At 65.4% G+C, this 24,852-nt stretch carries 23 protein-coding genes and 1 tRNA gene; 13 read left to right on the top strand and 11 right to left on the bottom strand.

Annotated elements, in window-relative coordinates:
• The first annotated feature begins 6 nt into the window (after window positions 1-6).
• The 5 genes from QYC26_RS10795 (at window position 7) to QYC26_RS10815 (ending at window position 4,184) form a co-directional block, all read left to right on the top strand.
• A complete protein-coding gene (locus QYC26_RS10795; RefSeq protein WP_317512227.1) occupies window positions 7-1,023 on the top strand; it encodes an acyl-CoA dehydrogenase family protein in 1,017 nt (338 codons plus the stop codon).
• Between the two features lie 145 nt (window positions 1,024-1,168).
• Window positions 1,169-1,813 (top strand): PepSY-associated TM helix domain-containing protein, encoded by a 645-nt coding sequence (locus QYC26_RS10800; protein WP_317512228.1) that lies wholly within the window; start codon window positions 1,169-1,171, stop codon window positions 1,811-1,813.
• A gap of 10 nt (window positions 1,814-1,823) precedes the next feature.
• The gene (locus tag QYC26_RS10805) at window positions 1,824-2,354 is read left to right on the top strand and encodes a DUF2271 domain-containing protein (RefSeq protein WP_317512229.1); all 531 of its coding nucleotides are present in this window, start codon (window positions 1,824-1,826) and stop codon (window positions 2,352-2,354) included.
• 37 nt (window positions 2,355-2,391) lie between these two features.
• On the top strand, window positions 2,392-3,207 hold the full coding sequence (locus QYC26_RS10810) for a DUF4198 domain-containing protein (protein ID WP_317512230.1): 816 nt from the start codon (window positions 2,392-2,394) through the stop codon (window positions 3,205-3,207).
• Between the two features lie 98 nt (window positions 3,208-3,305).
• On the top strand, window positions 3,306-4,184 hold the full coding sequence (locus tag QYC26_RS10815) for an FAD:protein FMN transferase (protein WP_317515050.1): 879 nt from the start codon (window positions 3,306-3,308) through the stop codon (window positions 4,182-4,184).
• 58 nt (window positions 4,185-4,242) lie between these two features.
• On the opposite strand, the gene QYC26_RS10820 is transcribed toward QYC26_RS10815, so the two are convergent.
• Window positions 4,243-6,633: a TonB-dependent receptor gene (locus tag QYC26_RS10820; RefSeq protein WP_317512231.1), complete on the bottom strand. Its 2,391-nt coding sequence runs from the start codon at window positions 6,631-6,633 to the stop codon at window positions 4,243-4,245.
• Between the two features lie 249 nt (window positions 6,634-6,882).
• Between QYC26_RS10820 and QYC26_RS10825 the strand changes: the two genes are divergently transcribed.
• On the top strand, window positions 6,883-8,340 hold the full coding sequence (locus tag QYC26_RS10825) for an amidohydrolase family protein (protein ID WP_317512232.1): 1,458 nt from the start codon (window positions 6,883-6,885) through the stop codon (window positions 8,338-8,340).
• Between the two features lie 5 nt (window positions 8,341-8,345).
• Here QYC26_RS10825 and QYC26_RS10830 read toward each other — a convergent pair whose 3' ends face one another.
• On the bottom strand, window positions 8,346-9,440 hold the full coding sequence (locus tag QYC26_RS10830) for a PLP-dependent cysteine synthase family protein (RefSeq protein WP_317512233.1): 1,095 nt from the start codon (window positions 9,438-9,440) through the stop codon (window positions 8,346-8,348).
• Window positions 9,441-9,530: 90 nt separating this feature from the next.
• Between QYC26_RS10830 and QYC26_RS10835 the strand changes: the two genes are divergently transcribed.
• Complete coding sequence (locus tag QYC26_RS10835) at window positions 9,531-9,659, top strand: hypothetical protein (RefSeq protein ID WP_317512234.1); 129 nt, start codon at window positions 9,531-9,533, stop codon at window positions 9,657-9,659.
• A gap of 1 nt (window position 9,660) precedes the next feature.
• On the opposite strand, the gene QYC26_RS10840 is transcribed toward QYC26_RS10835, so the two are convergent.
• The 5 genes from QYC26_RS10840 to pdxH all read right to left on the bottom strand — a co-directional run bounded on the left by QYC26_RS10840 (window position 9,661) and on the right by pdxH (window position 13,964).
• A tRNA-Glu gene (locus tag QYC26_RS10840) sits at window positions 9,661-9,735 on the bottom strand.
• A gap of 84 nt (window positions 9,736-9,819) precedes the next feature.
• Window positions 9,820-11,589 (bottom strand): single-stranded-DNA-specific exonuclease RecJ, encoded by a 1,770-nt coding sequence (gene recJ / locus QYC26_RS10845; RefSeq protein ID WP_317512235.1) that lies wholly within the window; start codon window positions 11,587-11,589, stop codon window positions 9,820-9,822.
• 91 nt (window positions 11,590-11,680) lie between these two features.
• Complete coding sequence (locus QYC26_RS10850; protein ID WP_317512236.1) at window positions 11,681-12,478, bottom strand: PhzF family phenazine biosynthesis protein; 798 nt, start codon at window positions 12,476-12,478, stop codon at window positions 11,681-11,683.
• Complete coding sequence (locus tag QYC26_RS10855; protein WP_317512237.1) at window positions 12,475-13,413, bottom strand: cation diffusion facilitator family transporter; 939 nt, start codon at window positions 13,411-13,413, stop codon at window positions 12,475-12,477. Before QYC26_RS10855 ends, QYC26_RS10850 begins: the two co-directional genes overlap by 4 nt.
• Window positions 13,386-13,964 (bottom strand): pyridoxamine 5'-phosphate oxidase, encoded by a 579-nt coding sequence (pdxH, locus tag QYC26_RS10860; protein WP_317512238.1) that lies wholly within the window; start codon window positions 13,962-13,964, stop codon window positions 13,386-13,388. The genes QYC26_RS10855 and pdxH overlap by 28 nt, the downstream gene beginning before the upstream one ends.
• Before the next feature lie 110 nt (window positions 13,965-14,074).
• Between pdxH and QYC26_RS10865 the strand changes: the two genes are divergently transcribed.
• The 5 genes from QYC26_RS10865 to QYC26_RS10885 all read left to right on the top strand — a co-directional run bounded on the left by QYC26_RS10865 (window position 14,075) and on the right by QYC26_RS10885 (window position 18,422).
• A complete protein-coding gene (locus tag QYC26_RS10865) occupies window positions 14,075-15,037 on the top strand; it encodes a J domain-containing protein (protein ID WP_317512239.1) in 963 nt (320 codons plus the stop codon).
• Between the two features lie 5 nt (window positions 15,038-15,042).
• Window positions 15,043-16,011, top strand: a complete 969-nt coding sequence (locus QYC26_RS10870) for a YihY/virulence factor BrkB family protein (RefSeq protein WP_317512240.1) — start codon at window positions 15,043-15,045, stop codon at window positions 16,009-16,011.
• Window positions 16,008-16,811 (top strand): enoyl-ACP reductase FabI, encoded by an 804-nt coding sequence (gene fabI, locus QYC26_RS10875; protein WP_317512241.1) that lies wholly within the window; start codon window positions 16,008-16,010, stop codon window positions 16,809-16,811. The genes QYC26_RS10870 and fabI overlap by 4 nt, the downstream gene beginning before the upstream one ends.
• 76 nt (window positions 16,812-16,887) lie before the next feature.
• Window positions 16,888-17,955 (top strand): chorismate synthase, encoded by a 1,068-nt coding sequence (gene aroC / locus QYC26_RS10880; protein WP_317512242.1) that lies wholly within the window; start codon window positions 16,888-16,890, stop codon window positions 17,953-17,955.
• A 188-nt stretch (window positions 17,956-18,143) separates the two neighbouring features.
• Complete coding sequence (locus tag QYC26_RS10885) at window positions 18,144-18,422, top strand: hypothetical protein (RefSeq protein ID WP_317512243.1); 279 nt, start codon at window positions 18,144-18,146, stop codon at window positions 18,420-18,422.
• Window positions 18,423-18,507: 85 nt separating this feature from the next.
• Here the strand turns inward: QYC26_RS10885 and QYC26_RS10890 are convergent, their stop codons facing one another.
• The 4 genes from QYC26_RS10890 to QYC26_RS10905 all read right to left on the bottom strand — a co-directional run bounded on the left by QYC26_RS10890 (window position 18,508) and on the right by QYC26_RS10905 (window position 23,976).
• On the bottom strand, window positions 18,508-19,797 hold the full coding sequence (locus QYC26_RS10890) for an adenylosuccinate synthase (protein ID WP_317512244.1): 1,290 nt from the start codon (window positions 19,795-19,797) through the stop codon (window positions 18,508-18,510).
• Between the two features lie 160 nt (window positions 19,798-19,957).
• Window positions 19,958-21,067: an ATP phosphoribosyltransferase regulatory subunit gene (locus QYC26_RS10895; protein ID WP_317512245.1), complete on the bottom strand. Its 1,110-nt coding sequence runs from the start codon at window positions 21,065-21,067 to the stop codon at window positions 19,958-19,960.
• 68 nt (window positions 21,068-21,135) lie between these two features.
• Window positions 21,136-22,722, bottom strand: a complete 1,587-nt coding sequence (gene serA, locus QYC26_RS10900) for a phosphoglycerate dehydrogenase (RefSeq protein WP_317512246.1) — start codon at window positions 22,720-22,722, stop codon at window positions 21,136-21,138.
• A gap of 93 nt (window positions 22,723-22,815) precedes the next feature.
• Window positions 22,816-23,976: a phosphoserine transaminase gene (locus QYC26_RS10905; RefSeq protein ID WP_317512247.1), complete on the bottom strand. Its 1,161-nt coding sequence runs from the start codon at window positions 23,974-23,976 to the stop codon at window positions 22,816-22,818.
• A gap of 173 nt (window positions 23,977-24,149) precedes the next feature.
• Between QYC26_RS10905 and QYC26_RS10910 the strand changes: the two genes are divergently transcribed.
• Window positions 24,150-24,833: an extensin family protein gene (locus QYC26_RS10910; protein ID WP_317512248.1), complete on the top strand. Its 684-nt coding sequence runs from the start codon at window positions 24,150-24,152 to the stop codon at window positions 24,831-24,833.
• Window positions 24,834-24,852 lie beyond the last annotated feature (19 nt).

Raw genomic sequence — 24,852 nt, forward strand, 5'->3', positions numbered from 1 at the left:
AGAGGGATGATGAACGAGATCAACGACGCCTTCGATCGCCTCCTCGGCCTTACCTTCCCGTCTGAAACCGTGCGCGGCATTGAAACCGGAAACACCGACTGGCGCCCTGTCTGGGACGAGATCGAGCAATCGGGCTTCCTCGATCTGCTCGTGCCTGAGGCGGCTGGCGGTGCCGGGATTGCCTGGGCCGATTCGGGTGCGCTCTTCGCGCTGCTCGGCCGCCATGCCGTGCCCGCGCCGATCGCCGAAACCATGGTCGCGCGGCTGTTCCTCGCACAGGCGGGTGTCGCCGCGCCTGCCGGGCCGATTCTGATCGTGACACGCGCAGAGGCCCGCCCCGTGCAGCTGTTTGCGGTGCCCTTTGGCCGCGTCGCCGGCGCGGTGCTGCTGGTGTCGGCGGATGGGGCGGCGCTCGTGTCGCTCGACGGGGCGGGGATCACCCCGGCGCTTCTACCCGGGTCGCTCGCCGCCGACATCGCGTTTGTGGCCAATGCCGGCGAAACACTCATTTTCGCGCCAGGGCTCACCCTTGATACCGCCGCGCAGGCGCTTGCCGTCCTGCGCGCGCACGCCATTGCCGGCGCGGCCGCGCGTCTGCTCGACATGACGCTCGGCTATGCGGCGGATCGCAACCAGTTCGGCAAGCCGATCGGGCGCCAGCAGGCGGTGCAGCAGCAATTGGCGGTGATGGCCGAAAAGGTCGTGATGGCGCGGATGGCGGCCGACATGGGCAGCCGCGGCGCCTTTCCGCCTTCGCTGGCGGCCGCCGCGACCGCCAAACAGGTCGCGAGCACCGCGGGCGCCGACATTTGCGCGATCGCGCATGCGGTCCACGGTGCGATCGGGATCAGCGAGGAATATGACCTGCAACTCTTCACCCGCAGGATCCACGAATGGCGACTCGAGGCGGATGGGGCCACGCACTGGGCGCAGGCGCTCGGCCGCGTCCGGTTGCAGCAATCCGATATGAGCACGCTCGACTTTGTGCGCAGCGCCGAGGACACCGGCACAGTCTCGGCCTGATGCATGGTCTTCGTTGACCGTGCAGTTGTCCGTTTTTAGAGTGTCGCCGTTGCCCGATTGACGTTTAAAGATAATCGTTCGCAATATCTCTGGCGCCGCGCGCGCCATGCGGTTATGCGGGGGCATCTCATCGTCAGGAGCCCCAGTGCACGATCGCGTTCAGATTCGTCCGGTTACCCGCAAAAGCCGCAAGGCCTTCTGGCTGAAGCAATTGCATACTTGGCACTGGGTGAGTTCGGCGATCAGCCTGATCGGCCTTCTGCTCTTCGCGATCACCGGCTTCACGCTCAACCACGCCGCTGAAATCGAGGGCGCGCCCAAGGTGGTGACGCAGGAAGCCTCCTTGCCGCCCGCGCTGCTGCCCATGGTAGCCGTCGACGATGCGCCCGACGCCAAAAAGCCGCTGCCGCCCGAAATCGCGGCTTGGGTGGAAAAGGAACTGGCGCAAAAAGGGGGCGGGGACGCCGAATGGTCCGCCGCCGAAATCTATCTCCCGCTGCCGCGCCCCGGCGGCGATGGCTGGGTCTCGATCGACCGCGAAACCGGCGCGGTGAGCAGCGAGGTCACCGATCGCGGCTGGATCAGCTATCTCAACGATCTCCACAAGGGCCGCAATTCGGGCACGGTGTGGAAATGGTTCATCGACATTTTCGTGCTCGCCTGTGTCGTCTTCTCGTTCACCGGGCTTTTCCTGCTCCAGCTGCACGCCGCCAAACGACCGAGCACCTGGCCCTTGGTGGGCGCAGGGCTTGCCATTCCGGCGTTTCTCGCCGCCTTTTTCATCCATTGAGGAAAACAACATGCAGATCTCGCATCGCATCGTGATTGCAGGAATGGCCCTTGGCGGCGCGGCGCTGGGCGTCGATCCGGCCATGGCCCAGACGCTCGATCTGACGGTAACCATCCCGCGCATGTCGGTGGCCGAATATCATCGCCCCTATGTGGCGATCTGGCTGGAAAAGGAGGGGATGACCCCGCGCACCCTGTCGGTCTGGTACGATCACGATATGAAGGCGAATGAAGGCACCAAATGGCTGCGCGATGTGCGTCAATGGTGGCGCGCCTCGGGCCGCACGCTCAAATTCCCCGCCGACGGCATCACCGGCGCCACCCGCGCACCAGGCGCGCAGAAGATTTCGTTCACCGCCGGCCGCGGTTCGCTCGGCGCGCTCACGCCGGGCAATTACACGCTGCTCGTCGAGGCCTCGCGCGAGGTTGGCGGCCGCGAAGTCGTGCGCCTGCCCTTTGCCTGGCCGCCCAAGCCCGGCCAGGTCGTCCGCGTCGGCGGCACCACCGAACTGGGCGCCGTATCGCTTGGCTTCCGCAAATAAACCACGCCTCAAAAATCGATTATTCGGGGAGAATGACGTGAAGAAAAAGCTTCTGCTTCTGGCATCGACGATCGCGATGCTCCTGCCCGCCGGCGCCCATGCGCACCGCGCCTGGATGCTGCCTTCGTCGACTGTGCTGTCGGGGGACGATGTCTGGGTCACGGTCGACGCCGCGATCTCGAACGACCTATTCTATTTCGAACATCAGCCGATGCGGCTCGACACGGTGAAGGCCACCGGGCCCGACGGTGCCGAGGAAAAGATCGAGCACGCCGCCACCGGCCGCTATCGCAGCACCTTCGACGTCCATCTGGTCAAGAAGGGCACCTACAAGATCGGCTCTGCCGGCACCGGCGTCGTTGGTGGATACACGCTCAACGGCGAGCAGAAGCGCCTGCCGCGCGGCCTTTCGGCGGACAAGCTGGCCGCCGCCATTCCTGCCGGCGCCACCGATGTGAAGCTTACCGAAACCGCATCGCGCAACGAAATCTTCGTCACCGTCGGCGCGCCCACCGACACCGTTCTAAAGCCCGTGGGCAAGGGGCTTGAACTGGTGCCGGTCACACACCCCAATGATCTCATCGCGGGCGAAGCGGCGGTGTTTGGTTTCACGGTCGATGGCAAGCCTGCCGCCAATATCGAACTCACCGTCATTCCGGGCGGCATCCGCTACCGCGATGCGCTGAAGGAAATGAAGCTCACGACCGATGCCGAAGGCAAGGTCAGCATCACCTGGCCCGAAGCCGGCATGTACTGGCTGAGCGCGTCCGCCACCGACAAGGCGACGACCGTGCCGAACGCCACCGAACGGCGCATGACCTATGTCTCGACGCTCGAGGTGCTCGCACCCTGAGCCAAACCGAACGCCTCGCCGTTCCACTGAGCCTGCCGCCCGACATTTTCGTCGGGCGGGGGCTTTTGCACGACATCGTGGCGCTTGGCGGCGAAACCATGGGCACCACCTGGTCGCTGCGCGCGGGCGCGCCCGAACAGGGGCTGCCCGCAGGCGTGCGCGAGCGGATCGAGGCGGTGCTGGGCCGCGTCATCGCGCAGATGAGCAACTGGGAACCGGCTTCGGATATCAGCCGGTTCAACCGCGCGCCCCTCGGCACGTGGCAGTATATCCCCGACGATTTCCGCGCGGTGCTGCAGGCCGGGCTCGGTGTCGCGCGGCGCAGTGGCGGCGCGTTCGACCCTGCCATCGGCCAGTGCGTCGATCGCTGGGGCTTTGGCCCCGCACGGCGCGAAGTCGCAACCAAAAGCCCCGCCGGCGGCTTCTGGACCGCGATCGAACTGGACGGTAGCCGCGCGCGCCGTACGGCGGATGTCGAGCTCGATTTCTGCGGCATTGCTAAGGGCTTTGCGGTCGATGCGGTGGTGCATGCGCTTCAGGAAGCGGGCCTTCGCCATTTCATCGTCGAGATTGGCGGCGAGCTGCGCGGCGTGGGCGTCAAGCCCGACGGGCAACCCTGGTGGGTCGATATCGAGGCGCCACCAGGGCTCGCGCTGCCGCGCACCCGGGTTGCGCTCAGCGGGTTGGCGGTTGCTACCTCGGGCGATTATCGCCGCTATTTCGAGGATGCGGGCATCCGGCATGCGCACAGCATCGATCCACAGACCGGCGCGCCAGTGCTGAATGCGGTGGCGTCGGTCACCATCCTCCATGAATCGGCGATGCTGGCCGATGCCTGGGCCACCGCGCTGATGGTTTCCGGGCCTGCGCGCGGCGCTGATCTTGCGGAGCGTGAGGGGCTGGCCGCGCTTATCGTCACGCGCACGCTGGGCGGTGCCAGCGAATATCTCTCGCCCGCGCTGACGGCGATGCTCTGATCCAGAAAAAAAAGGCCATGCGCTGGGCGTTCTGCCGCGCATGGCCCGATCGTGTGGTTTAGTAGCTGAATTTCACATCGACCCCAAAGCTGCGGGGTTCAGCGAAATAGGCGCCGCCAAAGCCCAGCCCGCCAAAGTCGATGCCGTAAGCCAGCTTGTCGTTATTCGCGAGATTTTCGCCCCAAAGCGAGATTTCGGCCTTGGCCCCGGTATCGCCCACCGCCAGTTCAGAGAGCGTAAGCCGCGCCGAGAGCGTGCCCTGACTGGGCGAGGAGACCTCGGTGTTGAAGATGTTCACCCGGTCGAGCGGGAAGAAATACATCCGGCTCCGCCACGAATAATCGACCCGGGCAAGCAGCTCGCCAAAGCCGAGTGAGGGGAAGTCATATTGCGCCCCCGCGTTCCAGCTCCATTCCGGGACGTTCGAGAAACGCGCTTCGTCGGCCACGTCGATAATCTGGTTGGTCGCCGGGTCGCGGAAGTCGAAGCGTTTGAACTTGGGATCGGTATAGCCGAACGATCCGTTGATCGTCAGCCCTTCCACCGGCACGGCGGTCGCCTCGAACTCGATACCCTGGATCGTCGCCCGGCCTGCATTGAGGATGATCGACGTTGCCCCGCCCGTGCCCGAAGCGAACTGGTTGATCTGCCGGTCCTTATAATCGGTGCGGTAAAGCGCGATGTTGGTGCGCAGCCGCCGGTCGAACCAGTCGGCCTTCACCCCGCCTTCATAAGACGTCACCTTTTCCGGATCGAACGGGTTGAGCACGGTTGTGCGCGGGTTGAAGCCGCCGCTCTTATACCCCGTCGAAACGCGGGCATAGGCCATCACGTCCTCGGTAATCTTGTAGCTGGCCGAGGCGAGCCAGGACAGGTTGGTGAACCGATCCTTGCCGTTCACATCGGAAATGCCGTCGCCGTCATTGTCGATGAAGATCGTCTTTTTATCCCAGGTGTGGCGAAGCCCGCCGGTGATTTCCAACCGGCCGGCCAGCGCCGAGGGGCGCCAGCTGGCCTGCCCGAACAGCGCATAGGAATCGGCGGTGCCGCCGAAATGCCCCGGTGGGAAGGCGTTGACACCGATCAGGTCGAGCCCGGGGTTGAGCGCCTGAACGGCGTCGGCCACATCAGCGGGGAAGCCGAGAAAGGGCAGGCCCGCCACCGGGGTCACGATTGTCAGGAACTGGCGATTAAACTCGTTGGCCTTCTCGTGGAAATAATATCCGCCCAGCACATAGTTGAAATCGCCGATCGTTCCGGTCGCCTGCAATTCCTGCGAATATTGCTTCTGCTTCTGCGGCGCGTTGTTGCCCTGATAGGTCGTCACGCGCTGCACCGAGGTCAGCGTGGGGGAGGTGCCATCGAACACGACACCCAGCAGATCGCCGTTGCCGCTCAGGCCCAGAATCGTGTCCTGATCGAACTTGCGGTATGCGCTGATCGATTTCAGCGTCAGCGCATCGCTCGCCTCATATTGCAGCGTCAGCGAATGGCCCTGGGTCTTGGCACGCGAATCCCAGCGATATTTGCCGTTGCGGTCGGTAAAGCCCTCCTGCAACCCGTCACGCAGCCGCTTGCGGCTGAAGATGAACGGATCGCCGCCCAGACTTTCCGATCGGCTGAAATAATTGATCACATTGTCCGTTCCGGCGACGAACTGGAAATAGGGCGGTGCGCCCTTCCGGTCGTTCCAGTCAAAGCTGTAATCGACGCGCAGCTGTTCGCTCAGATCGCCGCGCACGCGGACCCAGATCGCGTCGCTGTTGAGCGCATTGGGGTCACGGCTGCCCGGGGTCAGCTTGTTGTCGACCCAGCCGTCCTTCTGGCGGTGGAGGTAGGACAACGTCGCCTTGAAGGGCGATCCGGCGATATAGCCGGTGTTGAGCGTCGTCTTGCTGTACCAGCTGTCGAAGCTGCCATAACCCAGCTTCTGCTCGGCGTGGAGCTCGTCGGTCGGCGCGCGCGACACCAGCTGGACCGCACCGCCGATCGTGTTGCGGCCGAACAGCGTGCCTTGCGGCCCACGCAGCACTTCCACGCGCTCCAGATCGACAAGGTCGAGGATCGCGCCGCCGGTGCGCGCGATATAGACGCCGTCCAGATACATGCCGACGCCCGGCTCTGCCACCGCCGAAGGTTCGGTCTGGCCGACGCCGCGGATCATCACCGACGCGGCGGTCAGGCTCGACGGTTGCCGCGAAATGATCAGGTTGGGGGTGAACTGCGCGATCTTGTCGACCTGCTGGATATTCTGGTTCTCCAGAAAGTCCTGCGAAAAGGCGGTGATCGATACAGGGGCATTCTGAAGGGATTCTGCGGTTTTGCGCGCAGTGACGATAATATCTTCGATCTGGGACTTATTACTGCTTGATTCCTGAGCGTGCGCTGTAATAGGAATTACATATAGGGCAGATGTCGCGAGAAAATATTTGACGAGAGTCTTGGTCATCGTACTGCATCCCCTCTTAAATGGTTGTTCTGATTATAGTTTGCTTTGAAAGCAGGCGGATTTTACATGAATTCGTCGCTGAAAGCACTTGATCCTTATGATCAGAAACGATCAATTCCGTAGCGGAAATGTCGCCGAATGCGCGCGCGGGGTACGGCGCGGTCCAGAAAAATCGGGCATCTCTGGGCGTGGGCTTCTATGGAGGGGGCAGGGGGCGGCTCTCCATCCCGCCCGACGCATAGAGGTACTATGAAAGCACGATCGATCATGCTGATGCTCGCGGCGCTGGGGCTGGCGACCGCGCCGGCACGGGCGGAACGCAAGCCGGTGGATATCGCCATCACCGACGCCACCATCGTCGATGTCGAACAGGGCCGGACAATCCCGGGCCAGATGCTCGTCATCCGCGGCGAAGACATCGTCGCCGTCGGCCCCGCCGCCACGGTCGCGCGCGATTGGCGCGCGGCCCGCACGATTTCGGCTAGGTCGCGCTATGTCATCCCGGGGCTATGGGACATGCACGTTCATTTCGGCGGCGGTCCTGAGCTTCTTGAGGAGAACAAGGCGCTCCTCCCGCTCTATGTGGCGCACGGCATCACCACGGTGCGCGATGCCGCGGGGGACATTCCCTATGACGTGCTCAAATGGCGCGAAGAGATCGCCAGCGGCACGCTGTTCGGCCCCCATCTGCTCACCTCGGGGCCCAAGATCGAGGGGCTGAAGCCGGTCTGGAAGGGCACGCTCGAAGCGGGCAGCCAGGCCGATGTCGATGCTGCACTCGCCCGGCTGCAGGGGCTGCGCGCCGATTTCGTCAAGATCACCGACAGCACGCTCGATCCCCAGCTTTTCCTCTATGCGGTGTCGCGCGCAAAGGCGCTGGGCCTCAATTCCTCGGGGCATATCCCGATGGCGCTCACCGTCCAGCAGGCCGCCGATGCCGGGCTCAGCTCGATCGAACATCTCGACTATGCCTATAAGGCCGGGGTGAAGGACGAGGCGGCGATCGCCGCCGATTTCGCGGCCGGGCGGATCGACCGGGCGGAGGCGAACCGGCGGATCGACAGCGGGTTCGACCGCGATGTCGCGATGGCCGCCTATCGCCGCTTCGCAGCCCAAGGCCTGTCGGTCACCCCGACGCTCAACGGCAGCCGCATCATCGCCTGGCTCGACAGCGACGATCATGCCAGCGACGCCTATCTCGCCTATATCGGGCCAAAACTGCGCGAGACCTATAATTGGCGCGTCGAGCGCGCGGCCAAGGCCGATGCCGCTGCCATCGCCGCCCGTCACGCGCATTTCGACCGGATGGCCGCCGTGCTGCCGATGCTGGCCGAGGCCGGCGTCCCGATCATGGCCGGCACCGATGCGGGCTTCCTCAATTCGTTCAACTATCCCGGCATCGGCCTCCACGACGAACTCAGCCTGTTCGTCGCGCGCGGGCTGTCCCCGGCACAGGCGCTGAAGGCCGCCACCTGGGCTGGCCCGTCCTGGTTCGGCAAGCTCGATCGCTACGGCGCGCTGGCGGCGGGCAAGGCGGCGGATATCGTGCTGCTCAGCCAGAACCCGCTCGAGCGGATCGAGGCGACCCGCGCGATCGACAGCGTTATCCTGCGCGGCAAGCTCTACGACCGCGCCGCGCTCGATGCGATGCTCGCGGAAACGCGCACGAAAGTGGCCGCCTGGAACGCGGCGGCCAAGGCCAACTAAGGGGGTTACGCCTGAAGCGGAAGGAAATGAGCCAACCGGTCGGTCTTTCCCTTCAGGCAGTGGCCGTGCGCCTCCATCCAGCCATCGTCGAAGCAGGTGGAGGCGTAACGATCCCCGTCATCGCACAATAGCGTGACGATCGCGCCGGTCTCGCCCGCCGCCACCATCTCCTCGATCAGGTCTAGGCACGCATGCAGGTTGGTCCCCGTCGACGGGCCACAGCGGCGGCCCAGCACGCGGCTCAGATGCCGCGTCGCGGTAAGGCTCGCGGTGTCGGGCACCGCGATCATCCGGTCGATCACGCCGGGTACGAAGCTTGGCTCGACGCGCGGCCGTCCAATCCCCTCGATGCAACTGACCGGGCCCGAGACTTCGGTGATCGACGGATCGGCGAAATGGCGGTGGAACACCGAACGCTCGGGGTCCGCCACGCATAATTGCGTCGCGTGGCGGCGATAGCGGATAAAGCGCCCGATCGTCGCGGATGTGCCGCCCGTGCCCGCGCCGCAGACGATCCAGCGCGGGATCGGATCGGGCTCGTGTGCCAGCTGCGCAAAGATCGATTCGGCGATATTGTTGTTGCCGCGCCAGTCGGTTGCGCGCTCGGCATGGGTGAACTGGTCGAGATAGAGGCCACCGCTTTCGCGCGCGATCCGTTCGGCCTCGGCATAGACGGTGCGGGGATCGTCCACCTTATGGCAGCGGCCGCCATGATGGCGGATCGCCGCGATCTTCTCGGGCGATGTGCTTGCGGGCAGCACCGCGACAAAGGGCAGCCCCAAAAGCCGCGCGAAATAGGCCTCCGAAACCGCAGTCGATCCCGAGGATGCCTCGACCACGGTCGTTCCGGGTCCGATTCGGCCGTTGCACAGCGCATAAAGGAACAGCGAACGCGCCAGCCGGTGTTTGAGGCTGCCGGTGGGGTGGCTCGATTCGTCCTTGAAATAAAGCCGGATGCCCGGGGCATGCGCCAGCGGCACTTCGAGAAGGTGGGTGTCGGCGGAGCGATTCTGCTCGGCTGCCAGCTTCGCCACCGCCTGGGCATTCCAGGCGCGATCCGACGTCGCATTCAGGGAACCGGGCGCAACACTCTCGAACATTCAACCTCCGCATCATGGATATCGCGCCGGACGGGCGGCGCGCGGCCAAGGATAGGGAGCGGCGAATCAAAAGGCACGCGGAATAAGATCATGCGCATCGCCGCGCAGGAACAGCCGCTGATGTTTTTAAGTAAAAATATGTTTGGGAGAGTAAAGGCGCTGGCGCTGTATGTTTGCACCATTTTACAAGAGCGACTATTTAAAGTCGTGCTCTTGTAAATGGTGACCCCTACGGGAATCGAACCCGTGTTTCAGCCGTGAAAGGGCCGCGTCCTAACCGCTAGACGAAGGGGCCGTGTGCCTGTGAGGGGGCATCTACGGGCAACCGGATCATCGGTCAAGGCGGGTAATGCGTTTTTTTTGATGTCGGATTAAATTTTTAATCAAACCATGCGGCGTCCTCGATGTGGATCTCCGCGGCGGGGCGGCTGGCCCAGTCGTCGATGCGTGCGCGGCCGGCGATCCATAGCCGGCGATCGCGCGGCGCGGCGAGCAGCGCCTGCCCCAGCGCGGTCTCGGCGGAGCGGAAGGCGACGGCCTTGATCTGGCGGCCGTCATCGCCCGCCAGGATCACGCGGACATGCCCGCCGCTCCCCACCTGATCGGCGCGGATGATCCGCACGGGGCCCGCCGCGACGCGCGGCGCGGGCCAGCCCATGCCATAAGGGCCACCCGCTTCCAGCGCCTCGACCAGCGCGGGGGTCACCCCGCCGGGCGCCAGCACCGCGTCGAGCAGCAGCGCGCGTTCGCCCTGCGCGCGCACGATGTCGCTCTCCAGCCGTGTGTCGAGGAAATCCGAAAATGCCTCGATCCGGTCTTCGGCGATCGTCAGCCCCGCCGCCATCGCATGGCCGCCGCCCGCCACCAGCAGCCCGTGATCCTTCGCCGCCAGCACCGCACTGCCCAGATCGACCCCGCCGATCGATCGCCCCGAACCCTTGCCCACGCCATCATCATCGAGCGCGATGACGATCGCCGGGCGGCCGAGCTTTTCCTTCAGGCGCCCCGCCACGATGCCGATCACGCCGGGGTGCCAGCCGCGCCCCGCCACCACGGTCACCGCGCGGTTGCCCTTGGACAGCGCGGCCTGCTCGGCGCCTTCCTGCACCAGCATCTCGATCGCGCGGCGCTCTTCGTTGAACTGGTTGAGTTCCTCGGCGATGAGGCGCGCTTCTTCGGGGTCTTCGGTGGTCAGCAGGCGGACGCCCAGATCGGATTTGCCGACGCGCCCGCCCGCGTTGATCCGGGGCCCCAGCGCAAAGCCGAGATCGCTGCACGTCGGCGCGCGGGTGAGGCGCGATGCTGCGATCAGCGCGTTGAGCCCGATATTGCGCCGCTGCGCCATCACCTTCAGCCCCTGCGCCACAAAGGCCCGGTTGAGGCCCTTGAGTGCGGCGACATCGGCCACCGTGCCCAGCGCCACGATGTCGAGCAGGTCGAGCAGCTTGGGCTCGGGGCGCTCGGCGAACCAGCCGCGCGTGCGCAGTTCGCGCACCAGCGCCGCGCCCAGCAGAAAGGCAACCCCCACCGCCGCCAGATGGCCGTGCGCGGCGGCGTCATCGGCCTCGTCGAGCCGGTTCGGATTGACGAGCGCATGCGCGACAGGAAGCGCGCTCGCGCATTTGTGGTGGTCGACCACGATCACATCGACGCCCGCGGCCTTCGCCATGTCGAGCGCGTCGAATGCCTGCGCGCCGCAATCGACGGTCACGATCAGCGTCGATCCACCCTGCGCCAGCCGCACAAGCGCTTCGCCCGAGGGGCCATATCCTTCCATCAGCCGGTCGGGGATATAGGCGCGCGCCTCAAGGCCAAGCTCGCGCAGCAGGCGGATGAGCAGCGCGGCCGAAGTCGCGCCGTCGACATCGTAATCGCCAAATATCGTCACCTGCTCGCGCGCGGTCACCGCATCGGCCATGCGCGCCGCCGCGCGTTCCATGTCCTGGAAGATCGAGGGGTTGGGCATGAACGCGCGGATGCTCGGCTTGCGGTGCGCCTCCAGTTCCTCGCGCGGGCAGCCGCGGGTCAGCAGCAGCTGCGCCACCAGGTCGTCCGGCGTGAAATTCTCGTCGCGCGCATCGGCTTCGGTGCCGCGCCAGCGCCAGGGCTGGCCGAGAATGGAAGTGGAGATGTTGAGCGCAGGCTGCATGATCGATGAAACTTCGCAAATAAAGGCCGGCAAACGGGCCGGCATGGGTTGAACTTCAGGCAGCAGTATAGCGCGCCGCCCGGTAAATGGATCAGAGGAAGAAGCTGCCTTCCATCACGGTCACGCACGCGCCCGACAGCCGGGCCCGCGCCCCGTCGAGCGCGCAGCCCAGATGCCCGCCGCGCGCAGACGCCTGGAACGCGGTGAAGCGCTCGTGCCCCAGCCGCGCGGCCCAAAAGGGGGTAAGCGCCGCGTGCGCCGATCCGGTCACCGGGTCCTCGTCGATGCCCCAGGCCGATACGAAGACGCGGCTGGCGATATCGGCGGTCGATCCCGGCGCGGTCACGATCGCCATCGTGTCGATCTTTGCCAGCGCGGCAAAATCGGGCGCGGTGGCGCACACGGCGGCCTCATCGTCGAGCAGTATGATATGCGCAGGGTCGGCCGCGCCCTGGCTTACAAATATCGGCGTCTCGGGCGGAAGGCCGAGCGCGGCGAGCAGCGGCGCGTTGGTCGTCTCCGCGGTCGTCACGGCGGGCAGGTCGAGCGCATAGCCGCTCTCGGCGCGCGTTACCGTCAATATCCCCGCCTTGCGCGTCCGGAAGCGGACGATCTCGCGGCGCGGATCGCCCGACAACACGACATGCCCCGCCGCCAGCGTCGCATGGCCGCACATCCCCACTTCGCGCGTCGGCGTGCACCAGCGCAGCTCGAAATCGGCATCGCCGGTCGTGGGCAGCAGATAGGCGGTTTCGGACAGATTATTCTCCATCGCGATCGCGATCAGCAGTTCGTCGGCCGGCCATGCGTCGAGCGGCATCACCGCCGCCGAATTGCCGCCAAAGGGCTTGCTGGCAAAGGCATCGACCTGCGTGATCGGCACTCTCATTCGGGTGTCTCCCTCAGCTCTTCGTCGTCTTCGCCCAGCCGGTCGATCCGGCCTTCGGGGTCGAGATGGATGAGGATCTCGGCCTTGGGGAAGGCCGCCTCCAGATCGCGCTCGATCCGCTCGGTGATCCGGTGCGCTGCAGACACGGTCATGTCGCCCGGCACCCAGATATGGAACTGGACGAAATCCTGCGCGCCGCTCGATCGGGTCCGCAGGTCGTGGATCGATCCGGGCGGGGCGCTGCGTGCGGCCACTTCCAGCAGCTGTTGGCGCCGGCTTTCGGGCCATTCCTTGTCCATCAGCTGGTTGATCGCTGCGGTCGATGCGCGCATCGCGCCGAACAACAGCCACGCCGCGATCAGCACGCCGAACACCGGGTCCGCGCCCGTCACGCCGGCGAACTGATCAAGCAGCAGCGCGAGGATGACCGCGCCGTTCAGCAGCAGGTCGGACTGGTAATGGACATTGTCGGCGGTGATCGCGATCGATTGGGTCTGGCGGATCACATGGCGTTGATAGACGATCAGGCCCAGCGTCGCGATCAGCGCCGCCACCGATACGCCAATACCATATTCGGCATTGGCGGAAACATTGCCCTCGATCAGCCGCCGCACCGCCTGAATCGCGATGCCGCAGGCCGAAATCGAAATAAGGATCACCTGGAACAGCGCGGCGAGCGCCTCGGCCTTGCCGTGCCCGAAACGGTGGCGGTTGTCGGCGGGCTGCGCGGCATAGCGCACCGAAAACAGCGTCACCAGCGAGGCGACAAGGTCGAGCCCGGTATCCGCCAGCGATCCGAGCATCGCGACCGACCCGGTGATCCACGCCGCCCAGCCTTTGAGCGCGAGCAGGAGGATCGCGACCGCAACGCTGGCCAGCGCGGCCCGCCGGGTGAGGATCGCGTCACTCACGGATAGAGCAGCCCCATCGTCCATCCGGTTTCGGTGCGGGTGAAAAGCCGGCGTTCATGCAGCCGGTGTTCGCGGTCCTGCCAGAATTCGATGCGTTCGGGGCGCACGCAATATCCCGACCAGTGCGGCGGGCGGGGGACATCCTGCCCCTCGAACCGGGCCTGAATCGCATCGAAGCGTGCCTCGAACGTCTCGCGTGCGTCAAGCGGGCGGGATTGTTCGGATGCCCAGGCGCCCAGCTGGGAATCGCGGCTGCGCGTTGCGAAATAGGCATCGGCCACTTCGGGAGTGACGGGGCTGATCGCCCCCTCGATCCGTACCTGGCGGCGCAGCGATTTCCAGTGGAACAGCAGCGCGACATGCGGGTTCGATGCGATTTCGCTCGCCTTGCGGCCTTCCTGGTTGGTGTAGAAGACAAAGCCTTCGGGGCCATGCCCCTTCAGCAGCACCATGCGCACCGAGGGGTGCCCGTCGGGCGTCGCGGTGGCAAGCGCCATGGCGTTCGAATCGTTGATCTCGTGCTGCCGCGCCTCGGCATACCACTGGTCGAACTCGGAAAAGGGATCGATGCTCATGGCTTTTGCCATAAACGATCGTGGCGGTAGAGGGAAACGGGCGTCTTGAAGATTCGCCATCGATGCCGATCTTGTTGTGCGAGCGAAAGAACCAAGCCAAATAGAGAACCATGGCAGCAGATCCCTACGTTACCCTTGGTGTCCAGCGCGGCGCGAGCGAGGCCGATATCAAAAAGGCCTATCGCAAGCTGGCGAAGGAGCATCACCCCGATCGCAACAAGGACCGTCCCGATGCGGCGGACCGGTTTGCAAAGATCACGTCGGCTTATGATTTGCTGACGGACAAGGACAAGCGTGCGCGTTTCGATCGCGGCGAAATCGATGGCGACGGCAACCCCACCGCGCCCTTCGGCTTTGGGGGCGGCCCCGGCGGCGGCGGCTTCGGCCAGCAGCGCGGCGGCCCTGGTAATTTCGAATTCGGCGATGACGGCGTCGATCTCGGCGATATTTTCGATGGTCTGTTCGGCGGCGGCGGTGGTCGTCGCGCGGGCGGCGGTGGCGGCGGAGGCTTTGGCGGTTTCGGTCGCGGGCGGCAGGCGCCCCCGGCCAAGGGCGCGAATGTCGCTTACCGCATGGCGGTGTCGTTCGAGGATGCCGCCGCGCTCAAGCCGCAGCGGATCACGCTGCAGGACGGCAAGACGATCGACCTGAAACTTCCCGCCGGTGTCGAAAACGGCACCCAGATGCGGCTTTCGGGCAAGGGCCAGCCGGGCCCCGGCGGCGCGGGCGACGCGATCGTCACGATCGAGGTGCGCCCGCATAATTTCTATCGCCGCGACGGGGATAATGTCCGGCTCGATCTGCCCGTCTCGCTCAAGGAAGCGGTGCTCGGCGGCAAGGTAAAGGTGCCCACCGTCGATGGCCCGGTCATGCTCGCCATCCCCAAGGGCACAAGCTCGGGCAAGACGCTGCGTCTCAAGGGCAAGGGTTTCCACGCCAAGGGCGGCGGGCGCGGCGATCAGCTGGTGACGCTGATGGTCGACATTCCGGCCGATGACGCCGCGCTCACCCAGTTCGCCGAAAGCTGGACCGGCGACGCGGATCGCAACCCAAGGGCGGGGCTGGGCGTATAGACTGAATGCGGGAAGACCACCCCCATTCGCCGGAAGCGCGCCGCAAGCGTCTGAGCCACCGTGCAAAAAGCGCGGTTCGCGACGGCATTTCGCGGGTGCGCCCCGGAACCTATCCGTTCACCGTCGCCAAGCGCGTGGTGGTGGGGGTGTTCGACGATGGCTTCGTCCATGCCGGCAACCTCGCCTATCTCGCGCTGGTCGCGCTCTTTCCATTCTTCATCGTCGCCGCCGCCGTGGCGCGGCTGGTCGGGCGCACCGAAGACGGGCTCGCCACGGTCAACGCCTTTCTCCAGACGGTGCCGCCGCGCGTCGCGCAGGTGCTCGAAACCCCGATCAACGACGTGCTCACCGCGCGCACGGGATCGCTCCTCTGGCTCGGCGCGCTGATCGGGCTGTGGACGACGGGCAGCTTCATCGAATCGATCCGCGACATTTTGCGCCGGGCGTACGGCGTCAAATATTCGCGCCCTTTCTGGGAATATCGGCTGGTTTCTATCGGGTTGATCATCGCCTCGGTGGTGCTCGTGATGTTCGCGTTCAGCGCGCAGGTCCTGCTCGTGGGCATCGAAAAATTCGTCCAGGCCTATTTGCCGTTCGAGGCAGAGGCGTTTCCGCTCCTCTCGGTCTCGCGCGTCGCGCCGGCCTTTGCGATGTTCGGCGCTTTCTTCATGCTTTTCGCGTCGTTAACCCCCGGCGCGTACCGCGGGCCGCGCTATCCGAAATGGCCCGGCGCGCTCTTCGTCACCCTCTGGTGGCTGGGCGTGACGGAACTGCTGCCGATCGCGCTGGGCAGCGCCACCAGCTATGATCTCACCTATGGCAGCCTTGCCGGCGTGATGATCGCGCTCATTTTCTTCTATCTTGTCGGCTTCGGCGTGGTAATCGGGGCCGAGCTCAACGCCGCGCTTGCAGAGACGCCGATAACGGCGGAGGAGGGCAGTGCGGCTTACGACGAAAAAATGGAGGAATTGTGAGCGGTTTGATGAACGGTAAGCGCGGCTTGATCATGGGGCTGGCCAATGATCGTTCGCTCGCATGGGGTATTGCGAAGCAACTGAGGGATCACGGCGCCGAGCTCGCCTTCAGCTATCATGGCGAAGCGCTTGGAAAGCGCGTGCGCCCGCTGGCGGAAGAGCTGGGATCGGATTTCCTCATTGATTGCGACGCATCGGACATGGCCTCGCTCGACACCGCGTTCGAAACGCTCGCCGCGCGCTGGCCGACGATCGACTTTGTCGTCCATGCTATCGGCTTTTCGGACAAGAACGAACTGCGCGGCGGCTATGTCGACACCAGCCTTGAAAACTTCCTGCTGACGATGAACGTCTCGGCCTACAGCCTCGTTGCCGTGACCAAGCGCGCGCGTGCGATGATGCCCGAAGGCGGCAGCATCCTGACGCTCACCTATTACGGCGCCGAAAAGGTGATCCCGCACTATAACGTCATGGGCGTTGCCAAGGCCGCGCTCGAAACCAGCGTCAAATATCTGGCGTCCGATCTTGGCCCCGAAAATATCCGCGTCAACGCGATCTCGGCTGGCCCGATCAAGACGCTGGCGGCATCGGGCATCGGCGATTTCCGCTACATTCTGAAGTGGAACGAACTGAATTCGCCGCTCCGCCGCAACGTGACGATCGAGGATGTCGGCGGCGCCGGTCTCTACATGCTCAGCGATCTGTCGGCCGGCGTGACCGGTGAGATCCACCATGTCGACGCGGGCTATAACGTCATCGGCATGAAGGCCGAGGACGCACCCGACATCGCCCTCGCCTAATCGCGATAGGCGCATGCGGGCGACGAGGTCGCCCGCATGCGCAGCACTGCCTGCTGACAGAATTGGTTGATTTCAGATGAGCTTCAACAGCTTTGGTCGCGTATTCCGTTTTACGACCTGGGGCGAAAGCCATGGGCCCGCGCTGGGCGCCGTGGTGGACGGGTGCCCGCCGGGGCTGTCGCTCTCCGAAACCGACATCCAGCCCTGGCTCGACAAGCGTCGCCCGGGCACGTCGCGCTTCACCACGCAGCGGCAGGAACCCGATCAGGTGCGCATCCTCTCGGGCGTGTTCGAAGGCCGCACCACCGGCACCCCGATCAGCCTGATGATCGAGAATGTCGACCAGCGCTCCAAGGATTATTCCGAGGTCGCCAAGGCGTATCGCCCCGGCCATGCCGATTATGCCTATGACGCCAAATATGGTTTCCGCGATTATCGCGGCGGTGGGCGCAGCTCGGCGCGCGAAACCGCGTCGCGCGTCGCGGCGGGCGCGGTCGCCCGTGCGGTGATCCCCGAGGTCACGATTCGCGCCTGGGTGTCCGAAATCGGCGGCGACGCGATCGATCCGGCACGGTTCGATCTGTCCGAAATCGACAATAACCCCTTTTTCTGCCCCGATGCCGAAGCCGCCAAGCGCTGGGAAGCGATTGTCGACGACGCCCGCAAATCGGGCTCCTCGGTCGGCGCGGTCGTCGAATGCGAGGCGGTGGGCGTCCCCGCCGGCTGGGGCGCGCCGCTCTATGCCAAGCTCGATAGCGAACTCGCGTCGGCGATGATGTCGATCAACGCGGTGAAGGGCGTCGAGATTGGCGACGGCTTTGCTGCCGCGCGGCTTCGCGGCGAGGAAAATGCCGATCCGATGCGCCCCGGCGCGGACGGCATCGAATTTCTCGCCAACCATGCGGGCGGTATTGCGGGCGGCATCTCCACCGGCCAGCCGGTGCGCGTGCGCATCGCCTTCAAACCGACCAGCTCGATCCTGATCCCGGTCGAAACCGTCGACCGCGAGGGGCAGGCCGCCGATATCCGCACCAAGGGGCGGCACGATCCGTGCGTCGGCATCCGCGGCGTCCCCGTGGTCGAAGCGATGATGGCGCTCGTCCTCGCCGACCAGAAGCTGCTCCACCGCGCCCAATGCGGTTGAGCTTTTAGCCCCGTCATCTTCAGTCAGGGTTCCTGATCGGCGGTAATGCGGCATATCCGAAGCCGCTGATCCCCGATTGCGCGCGTCCTGCCCTGAAGCGGTGCGGATTGCGCGGTGAAGCGCGGCGCGCCGCCGAACCCTTATGCATGTCCGGCGTTCTCGAATTGCCAATAATTCGGAGAGACTGAATGCGCACCAAGATGATGATGGCTATTGCGATGCTGGCGGCACCGACCGCCCTGATGGCGCAGAGCGCGCCTGTCGAAGGTTCGGCGCAGCCCGCCGAGGCCAGCGCGGCGCCCGCGCCGTCGCCAGAGGCTGCACAGGCAGCACCCGGTTATTCGGCCGAAGCTGCGGCGCAGGATGCTGCCGCACCGGCGGCTGCGGCAGATCAGGCGCAGCCCGCCCCGGGCGGCGCGGATCATGCCGATCATGCCAACAAGAAAAAGGCTGATAAGCCCCGTTAAAATCGCGGCATAAACCGCCTTAAGCGCGCATTACCCCTTTCGCGCTGCCGGGCGGCCAGACTTCGGTCTGGCCGCCCTTTGCTTATCAGTCGGCGAAGGGGTCGCGGACGAGGATCGTGTCCTCGCGTTCGGGGCTCGTGGATACCAGCGCGACCGGGCACTGGATCAGTTCCTCGACGCGGCGGATATATTTGATCGCCTGCGCGGGAAGCTGCGCCCAGCTGCGCGCACCGGCAGTCGATTCCGACCAGCCTTCGATTTCTTCGTAGATCGGCTCCACCGCGGCCTGATCGGCGGCATGGGCGGGGTAATGGTCGATCTTCTCGCCGCGCAGCATATAGCCGGTGCAGATCTTCACCGTTTCGAACCCGTCGAGCACGTCGAGCTTGGTGAGCGCGATGCCGGTAACACCCGAAACCGCAACCGACTGGCGCACAAGCACCGCGTCGAACCAGCCGCAGCGGCGCTTGCGGCCCGTGACGGTGCCGAATTCATGGCCGCGTTCGCCAAGGCGCTGGCCGGTTTCGTCTTCGAGTTCGGTCGGGAAGGGGCCCGAGCCGACGCGCGTGGTATAGGCCTTGGCGATGCCAAGCACGAAGCCCACTGCGCTCGGGCCAAGGCCCGAACCACCGGCGGCGGTGCCGGCGATGGTGTTCGACGAGGTGACGAACGGATAGGTGCCGTGGTCGACGTCGAGCAGAACGCCCTGCGCGCCTTCGAACAGGATACGGTCGCCGCGCTTGCGCGCTTCGTTGAGCTGAAGCCAGACGGGCTTGGCGAACTGCAGCACGAATTCGGCGATTTCGGCGAGTTCGGTCAGCAGGCGTTCGCGGTCGATCGGGCCTTCGCCGAAACCCGCGCGCAGCGCGTCATGGTGCGCGCACAGCCGGTCGAGCTGCGGGCCAAGATCGTCCAGATGCGCGAGGTCGCACACGCGGATCGCGCGGCGGCCGACCTTGTCTTCATAGGCCGGGCCGATGCCGCGGCGCGTGGTGCCGATCTTGCCGGCGCCGCTTGCATCTTCGCGCAGCGCGTCGAGATCGCGGTGGAAGGGCAGGATCAGCGTGCAATTGTCGGCGATGTGCAGCGTTTCGGGGTCAACCTTGACGCCCTGGCCCGACAGCTTCTCGACCTCGGCCTTGAGCGCCCAGGGGTCGAGCACCACGCCGTTGCCGATCACGCTCGGCGTGCCGCGCACGATTCCCGAGGGGAGGAGCGAGAGCTTGTAGACATTCTCGCCGATGACGAGCGTGTGCCCGGCATTGTGGCCGCCCTGAAAGCGCACGACGACGTCGGCGCGTTCGGCCAGCCAGTCGACGATCTTGCCCTTGCCCTCATCGCCCCATTGGGCGCCGATTACCGCTACATTCGCCAAGACACTATTCTCCAGGTCGGTGCGCCCCGCTCGGGCCGAGAACCTTTCTCGGTCGCGGGGCAGGAAACATGTGCGGGGCCCGCAAAAACGGGCCCGGCGGAAATTCGCAATCGCGAAACGCTCTAGTCGCGTGCGGCGGATTCGTCCACCGCGCCGGGCGTCACGCCGTAACCGCTTCCCCGTCGCGCAGGATATGCGAACAGATCTGCGCCTCGGGCGTATCGTCGGGCGTCAGCGCCGCCACCGTCACCCAGCCCTGCGCACGCATCTCCGCGGCCATCGCGGGATCGGCGCCGTAGGGCACGAACAGCCGGCGACGTTCCTGCGTCGCCAGCCCGGCATCGACCAGCGGGTCGCAATAAAGCGAAAAGCCGGTGGCCGGTTCGTCATGGCCGTCTTCATGCAGGATCGCATAGGAACCGCCCCGGCCGATCTCGCCGCTCACGCCATTGGCGAACAGCGAAAAGCCGAACCAGCTCTGATATTCAAAACCATGCCGCTCGGTCGGGTCGAGCGTCAGTGTCGCCTTGTCGCGGATCGGGGCGGCGATGGCCTCCAGCGCATCGAGCCGTCCGTCGAGCGCGCCGCCGGCAAAGCCGCGCAGCCGCGCCACCGCCGCGTCAAAGGGCCCTGCAGCTTCCACCAGCGGCAGGAACGCGCCCGCACCTGCGGCAACAAGCCCGCCTGCGTCCTTGGCGTCGAGCAGCGTGCGGATTGCGGGCACGCGCGCAGCGTCCACCGCCAGCGGGCCGGCGGCCAGCGTCTCGACCAGATCGGGCAGGGTGAAATCGATGGTGATGCCGCTGACATCGGCATGGCCCAGCGCCTCGATGGCAACGCTCACCACTTCGCGCGCGGCGGCAACGCTGTCGAGGCCGATCAGCTCGGCGCCGACCTGCATCATCTCGCGTTCGGGGCGCAGCTGCGTCGCCTTCAGCTTCAGCACCGACCCGCCATAAGCGAGGCGGACGGGGCGGGGGTGGTGCGCCATGCGCGTGGCGGCGATTCGGCCAACCTGCGCGGTGATGTCGGGGCGTACCGCCATGGTGCGCTGCGACACCGGATCGACGAAGCGGAGCAGGTCCTGCGGCCGCGTCAGCTTCAGCCGACTGGCCAGCCCGGCCTCGAATTCGGCAAGCGGCGGGGCCACGCGCTCATAGCCATGGCTGGCCGCGGTATCGAGAACGCGGCGGACGATACGGGCAATGGCTTCGGCCTCGGGCGGAAGCCGATCGCGAAAACCTTCGGGGAGCAAGCCAGCGGGAATCATGGCGCCTCCTTAATGCATGATCCGGAAAGACGGAAAGCGCCTTTCCGGATCATCGCATCTTTTCCGGATTAGAATTTGAGCGCCTTGACCTTCTTCACGCCCGGCAGGTTGCAGACCGCCCACAGGACGGGCTCGGGAACCGGCGTGTCGATCGACAGCAGAAGCGCTGCTTCACCGCCCGGGCCGTGGCTGCGACGGCCGAGGTGGAAGGTCGCGATGTTGACGTCGGCTTCACCCAGCGACGAACCGATGCGGCCGATAAAGCCCGGTGCGTCCTGGTTGATGACATAGAGCATGTCGCCGGTCAGGTCGGCTTCCATCTTGATGCCGAACAGTTCGACAAGGCGCGGTTCGCGGTTGCCGAACAGCGTGCCCGCAACCGAACGCTCGCCGCCGTCTTCCAGCGTGATCGCGACGCGCACCAGCGTGTGGTAATCGCCTTCGCGCTCGTGGCGCACTTCGCGCACGTCGAGGCCGCGTTCCTTGGCAAGGAACGGTGCGTTCACCATGTTCACCGTGTCCGAATAGACGCGCATCAGGCCGGCCAGCACGGCGGCCGTGATCGGCTTCTGGTTCAGTTCGGCGGCAGCGCCTTCGACTTCGACGGCCACCGCGCGGATACGGTCGCCTTCAAGCTGGCCGACAAGCGCGCCCAGCTTTTCAGCCAGCGCCATGTACGGCTTCAGCTTCGGGGCTTCCTCGGCCGACAGCGACGGCACGTTCAGCGCGTTGGTGACACCGCCGGTCAGCAGATATTCCGAAAGCTGTTCGGCCACCTGGATCGCGACGTTCACCTGCGCTTCCGAGGTCGATGCGCCAAGGTGCGGGGTCGAAATGAAGTTCGGCGTGCCGAACAGCGGCGATTCGGTTGCCGGCTCGGTGACGAACACGTCGAGCGCGGCGCCTGCGACATGGCCCGAATCGAGCGCGTCCTTCAGCGCCGCTTCGTCGACCAGACCACCGCGTGCGCAGTTGATGATGCGAACGCCCTTCTTGGTCTTGGCCAGGTTCTCGCGGCTCAGGATGTTGCGGGTCTGGTCGGTCAGCGGCGTGTGCAGCGTGATGAAGTCCGCCTTGGCGAGCAGTTCGTCGAGCGTCACCTTCTCCACGCCCATTTCCACCGCGCGTTCGGGGGTCAGGAACGGGTCAAAGGCGGCAACCTTCATCTTCAGGCCGCGGGCGCGGTCGGCAACGATCGAGCCGATATTGCCCGCGCCGATCAGGCCGAGCGTCTTGTTGGTCAGCTCGACGCCCATGAAGCGGTTCTTTTCCCACTTGCCGGCCTGGGTCGACACATCGGCTTCGGGAAGCTGGCGGGCAAGCGCGAACATCAGCGCAATCGCGTGCTCGGCGGTGGTGATCGAGTTGCCGAACGGGGTATTCATCACCACCACGCCCTTGGCGGACGCCGCCGGGATATCGACATTGTCGACGCCGATGCCGGCGCGGCCGACAACCTTCAGGTTGGTCGCGGCGTCGAGCACGTCCTTGGTCACCTTGGTGGCCGAACGGATCGCCAGGCCGTCATAATTGCCGATGATGGCAATCAGTTCGTCCTTGGTCTTGCCGGTGATTTCATCGACTTCGATGCCGCGCGCACGAAAGATTTCGGCGGCCTTGGGGTCCATTTTGTCGGAAATGAGAACTTTGGGCATTGGATTTTCCTTGTCCTGTTGCCGGGCGCGTCGCGCAAATCTCGGGCATCAGTGGGAAGGGGGTTCCCGCTGATGCGGGAACCGGCAATCGGATTAGGCGGCGCGCGTCTGCTGCCAGGCCCAGTCGAGCCAGGGGCCAAGCGCTTCGATGTCCGCGGTGTCGACCGTGGCGCCGCACCAGATGCGAAGGCCCGGAGGCGCATCGCGGTATCCGGCGACGTCATAGGCCGCGTCTTCGGCTTCGAGCAGCGACGCGATCTTCTTGACGAGCGCGAGCTGTGCCGCCTCGTCCAGGCCTTCGACGGCTGCGTCGGCAAACTTCAGGCAGACCGAGGTGTTCGAACGCACGCCGGCATCGGCGGCGAGGTGATCGAGCCAGTCATATTTCTGGACGATCGCGTCGAGCGCCTTGGCATTGGCCTGCGAACGCGCCTTCAGCGCATCGAGACCACCGATCGACTTCGCCCATTCGAGTGCGAAGATATAGTCTTCGACCGCGAGCATCGACGGCGTGTTGATCGTTTCGCCCTTGAAGATGCCTTCGATCAGCTTGCCGCCCTTGGTCATGCGGAAGATCTTGGGCAGCGGCCATGCCGGGGCATAGCTTTCAAGGCGTTCGACCGCGCGGGGGCTCAGGATCAGGATGCCGTGCGCACCTTCACCGCCCATCACCTTCTGCCACGAGAAGGTGACGACATCGAGCTTGTCCCAGGGCATGTCCATCGCGAACACGGCCGAGGTCGAATCCGCGAAGATCAGGCCTTCGCGGTCGTCGCGGATCCAGTCGCCATTCGGTACGCGAACGCCCGATGTGGTGCCGTTCCAAGTGAGGACGATGTCGTTCGACTGGTCGAGCGCGGCGAGGTCGGGAAGTTCGCCATAAGGCGCCTTCACGACATTCGCGTCGAGCTTCAGTTGCTTGTTGACGTCGGTGATCCAACCTTCACCGAAGCTTTCCCAGGCAACCATCGTGACGGGGCGTGCGCCAAGCATCGACCACAGCGCCATTTCGACGGCGCCCGTGTCGGAGGCGGGAACGATACCGATGCGGTGCGTATCGGGCACGCGCAGGATTTCGCGGGTAAGATTGATGGCATGCTCAAGGCGGCTCTTGCCCAGCTTGGAGCGGTGCGAGCGACCGAGCGAACCGGTGGCCAGTCTTTCGGGGGCCCAGCCCGGCGGCTTCGCGCAGGGGCCAGAGGAAAAATGCGGACGCGCAGGCTTTGCGCCGGGGCGAGGCAGTGTATCAGTCATGTAATGCTTCTCCTTGCAGAGAGCACGCGCGGCGTTGGGACCGCGTGGCCCGCTGCCGCTCCTAAGGATATGGACGATTCTGTCAACCGCCTTGCGCCGCAGCCGGCCGCAAAATTGGCGGAAAAGGGTCTTGTGGGCTTTTCTTTCCCAGCAATTCCGGGGACAAGGCGGTCATGGTGTCCATCGCGTTTTTCCGTCCCTTGGTCGTCCCTGTTCTCGCCGCACTGGTGCTTGCCGGTTGTGCGGGCGGTGGTGGGCGCAAGCCCGCGCCCAACCGGCCGGCGCCGGTGGTCAAGGAACGCCCGCGCCTCAGCGCCAGCGAACTACGCCAGTGCTTTGCCGATCTGCGCGCCGCCGATGTCCGCTTCGATGCGCTGCCCGACCGCAATTTTCCCGGCGGCTGCTCGGCGATCGATTCGGTCAAGCTGCTCGATGTCGGCGTGCCCGTCGCGAATCTCGGCGCGATGCAGTGCCCGCTCGCGCGGACCTTCGCACAGTGGGCCTATTATGCCGCAATGCCCGCCGCGCGCCGCTTCCTGCGCGGCGAACTGGTGAAGATCGAAACAATGGGCAGCTATGCCTGCCGCAACATCAACGGCGTGGCCGGGCCAGCCGCCAGCCAGCGTTCGGAACATGCCTTCGCCAACGCCGTCGACGTGTCGGCCTTCATCCTTGCCGATGGGCGGCGCGTCTCGGTCAAGGCAGGCTGGTCGGGCTCCTCGGACGAGCGCCAGTTCCTGCGTGCGCTCCACCGGTCGGCGTGCAAGCGGTTCCAGACGGTGCTGGGCCCCGACTATAACGCCGCGCATCACGATCACCTCCATTTCGACATGGGGCGGGGGCCCTATTGCCGGTAATCGCGCTTGGGTCGGCCCG

The organism is Sphingomonas sp. C3-2, assembly GCF_033025475.1.
Taxonomy (GTDB): domain Bacteria; phylum Pseudomonadota; class Alphaproteobacteria; order Sphingomonadales; family Sphingomonadaceae; genus Sphingobium_A.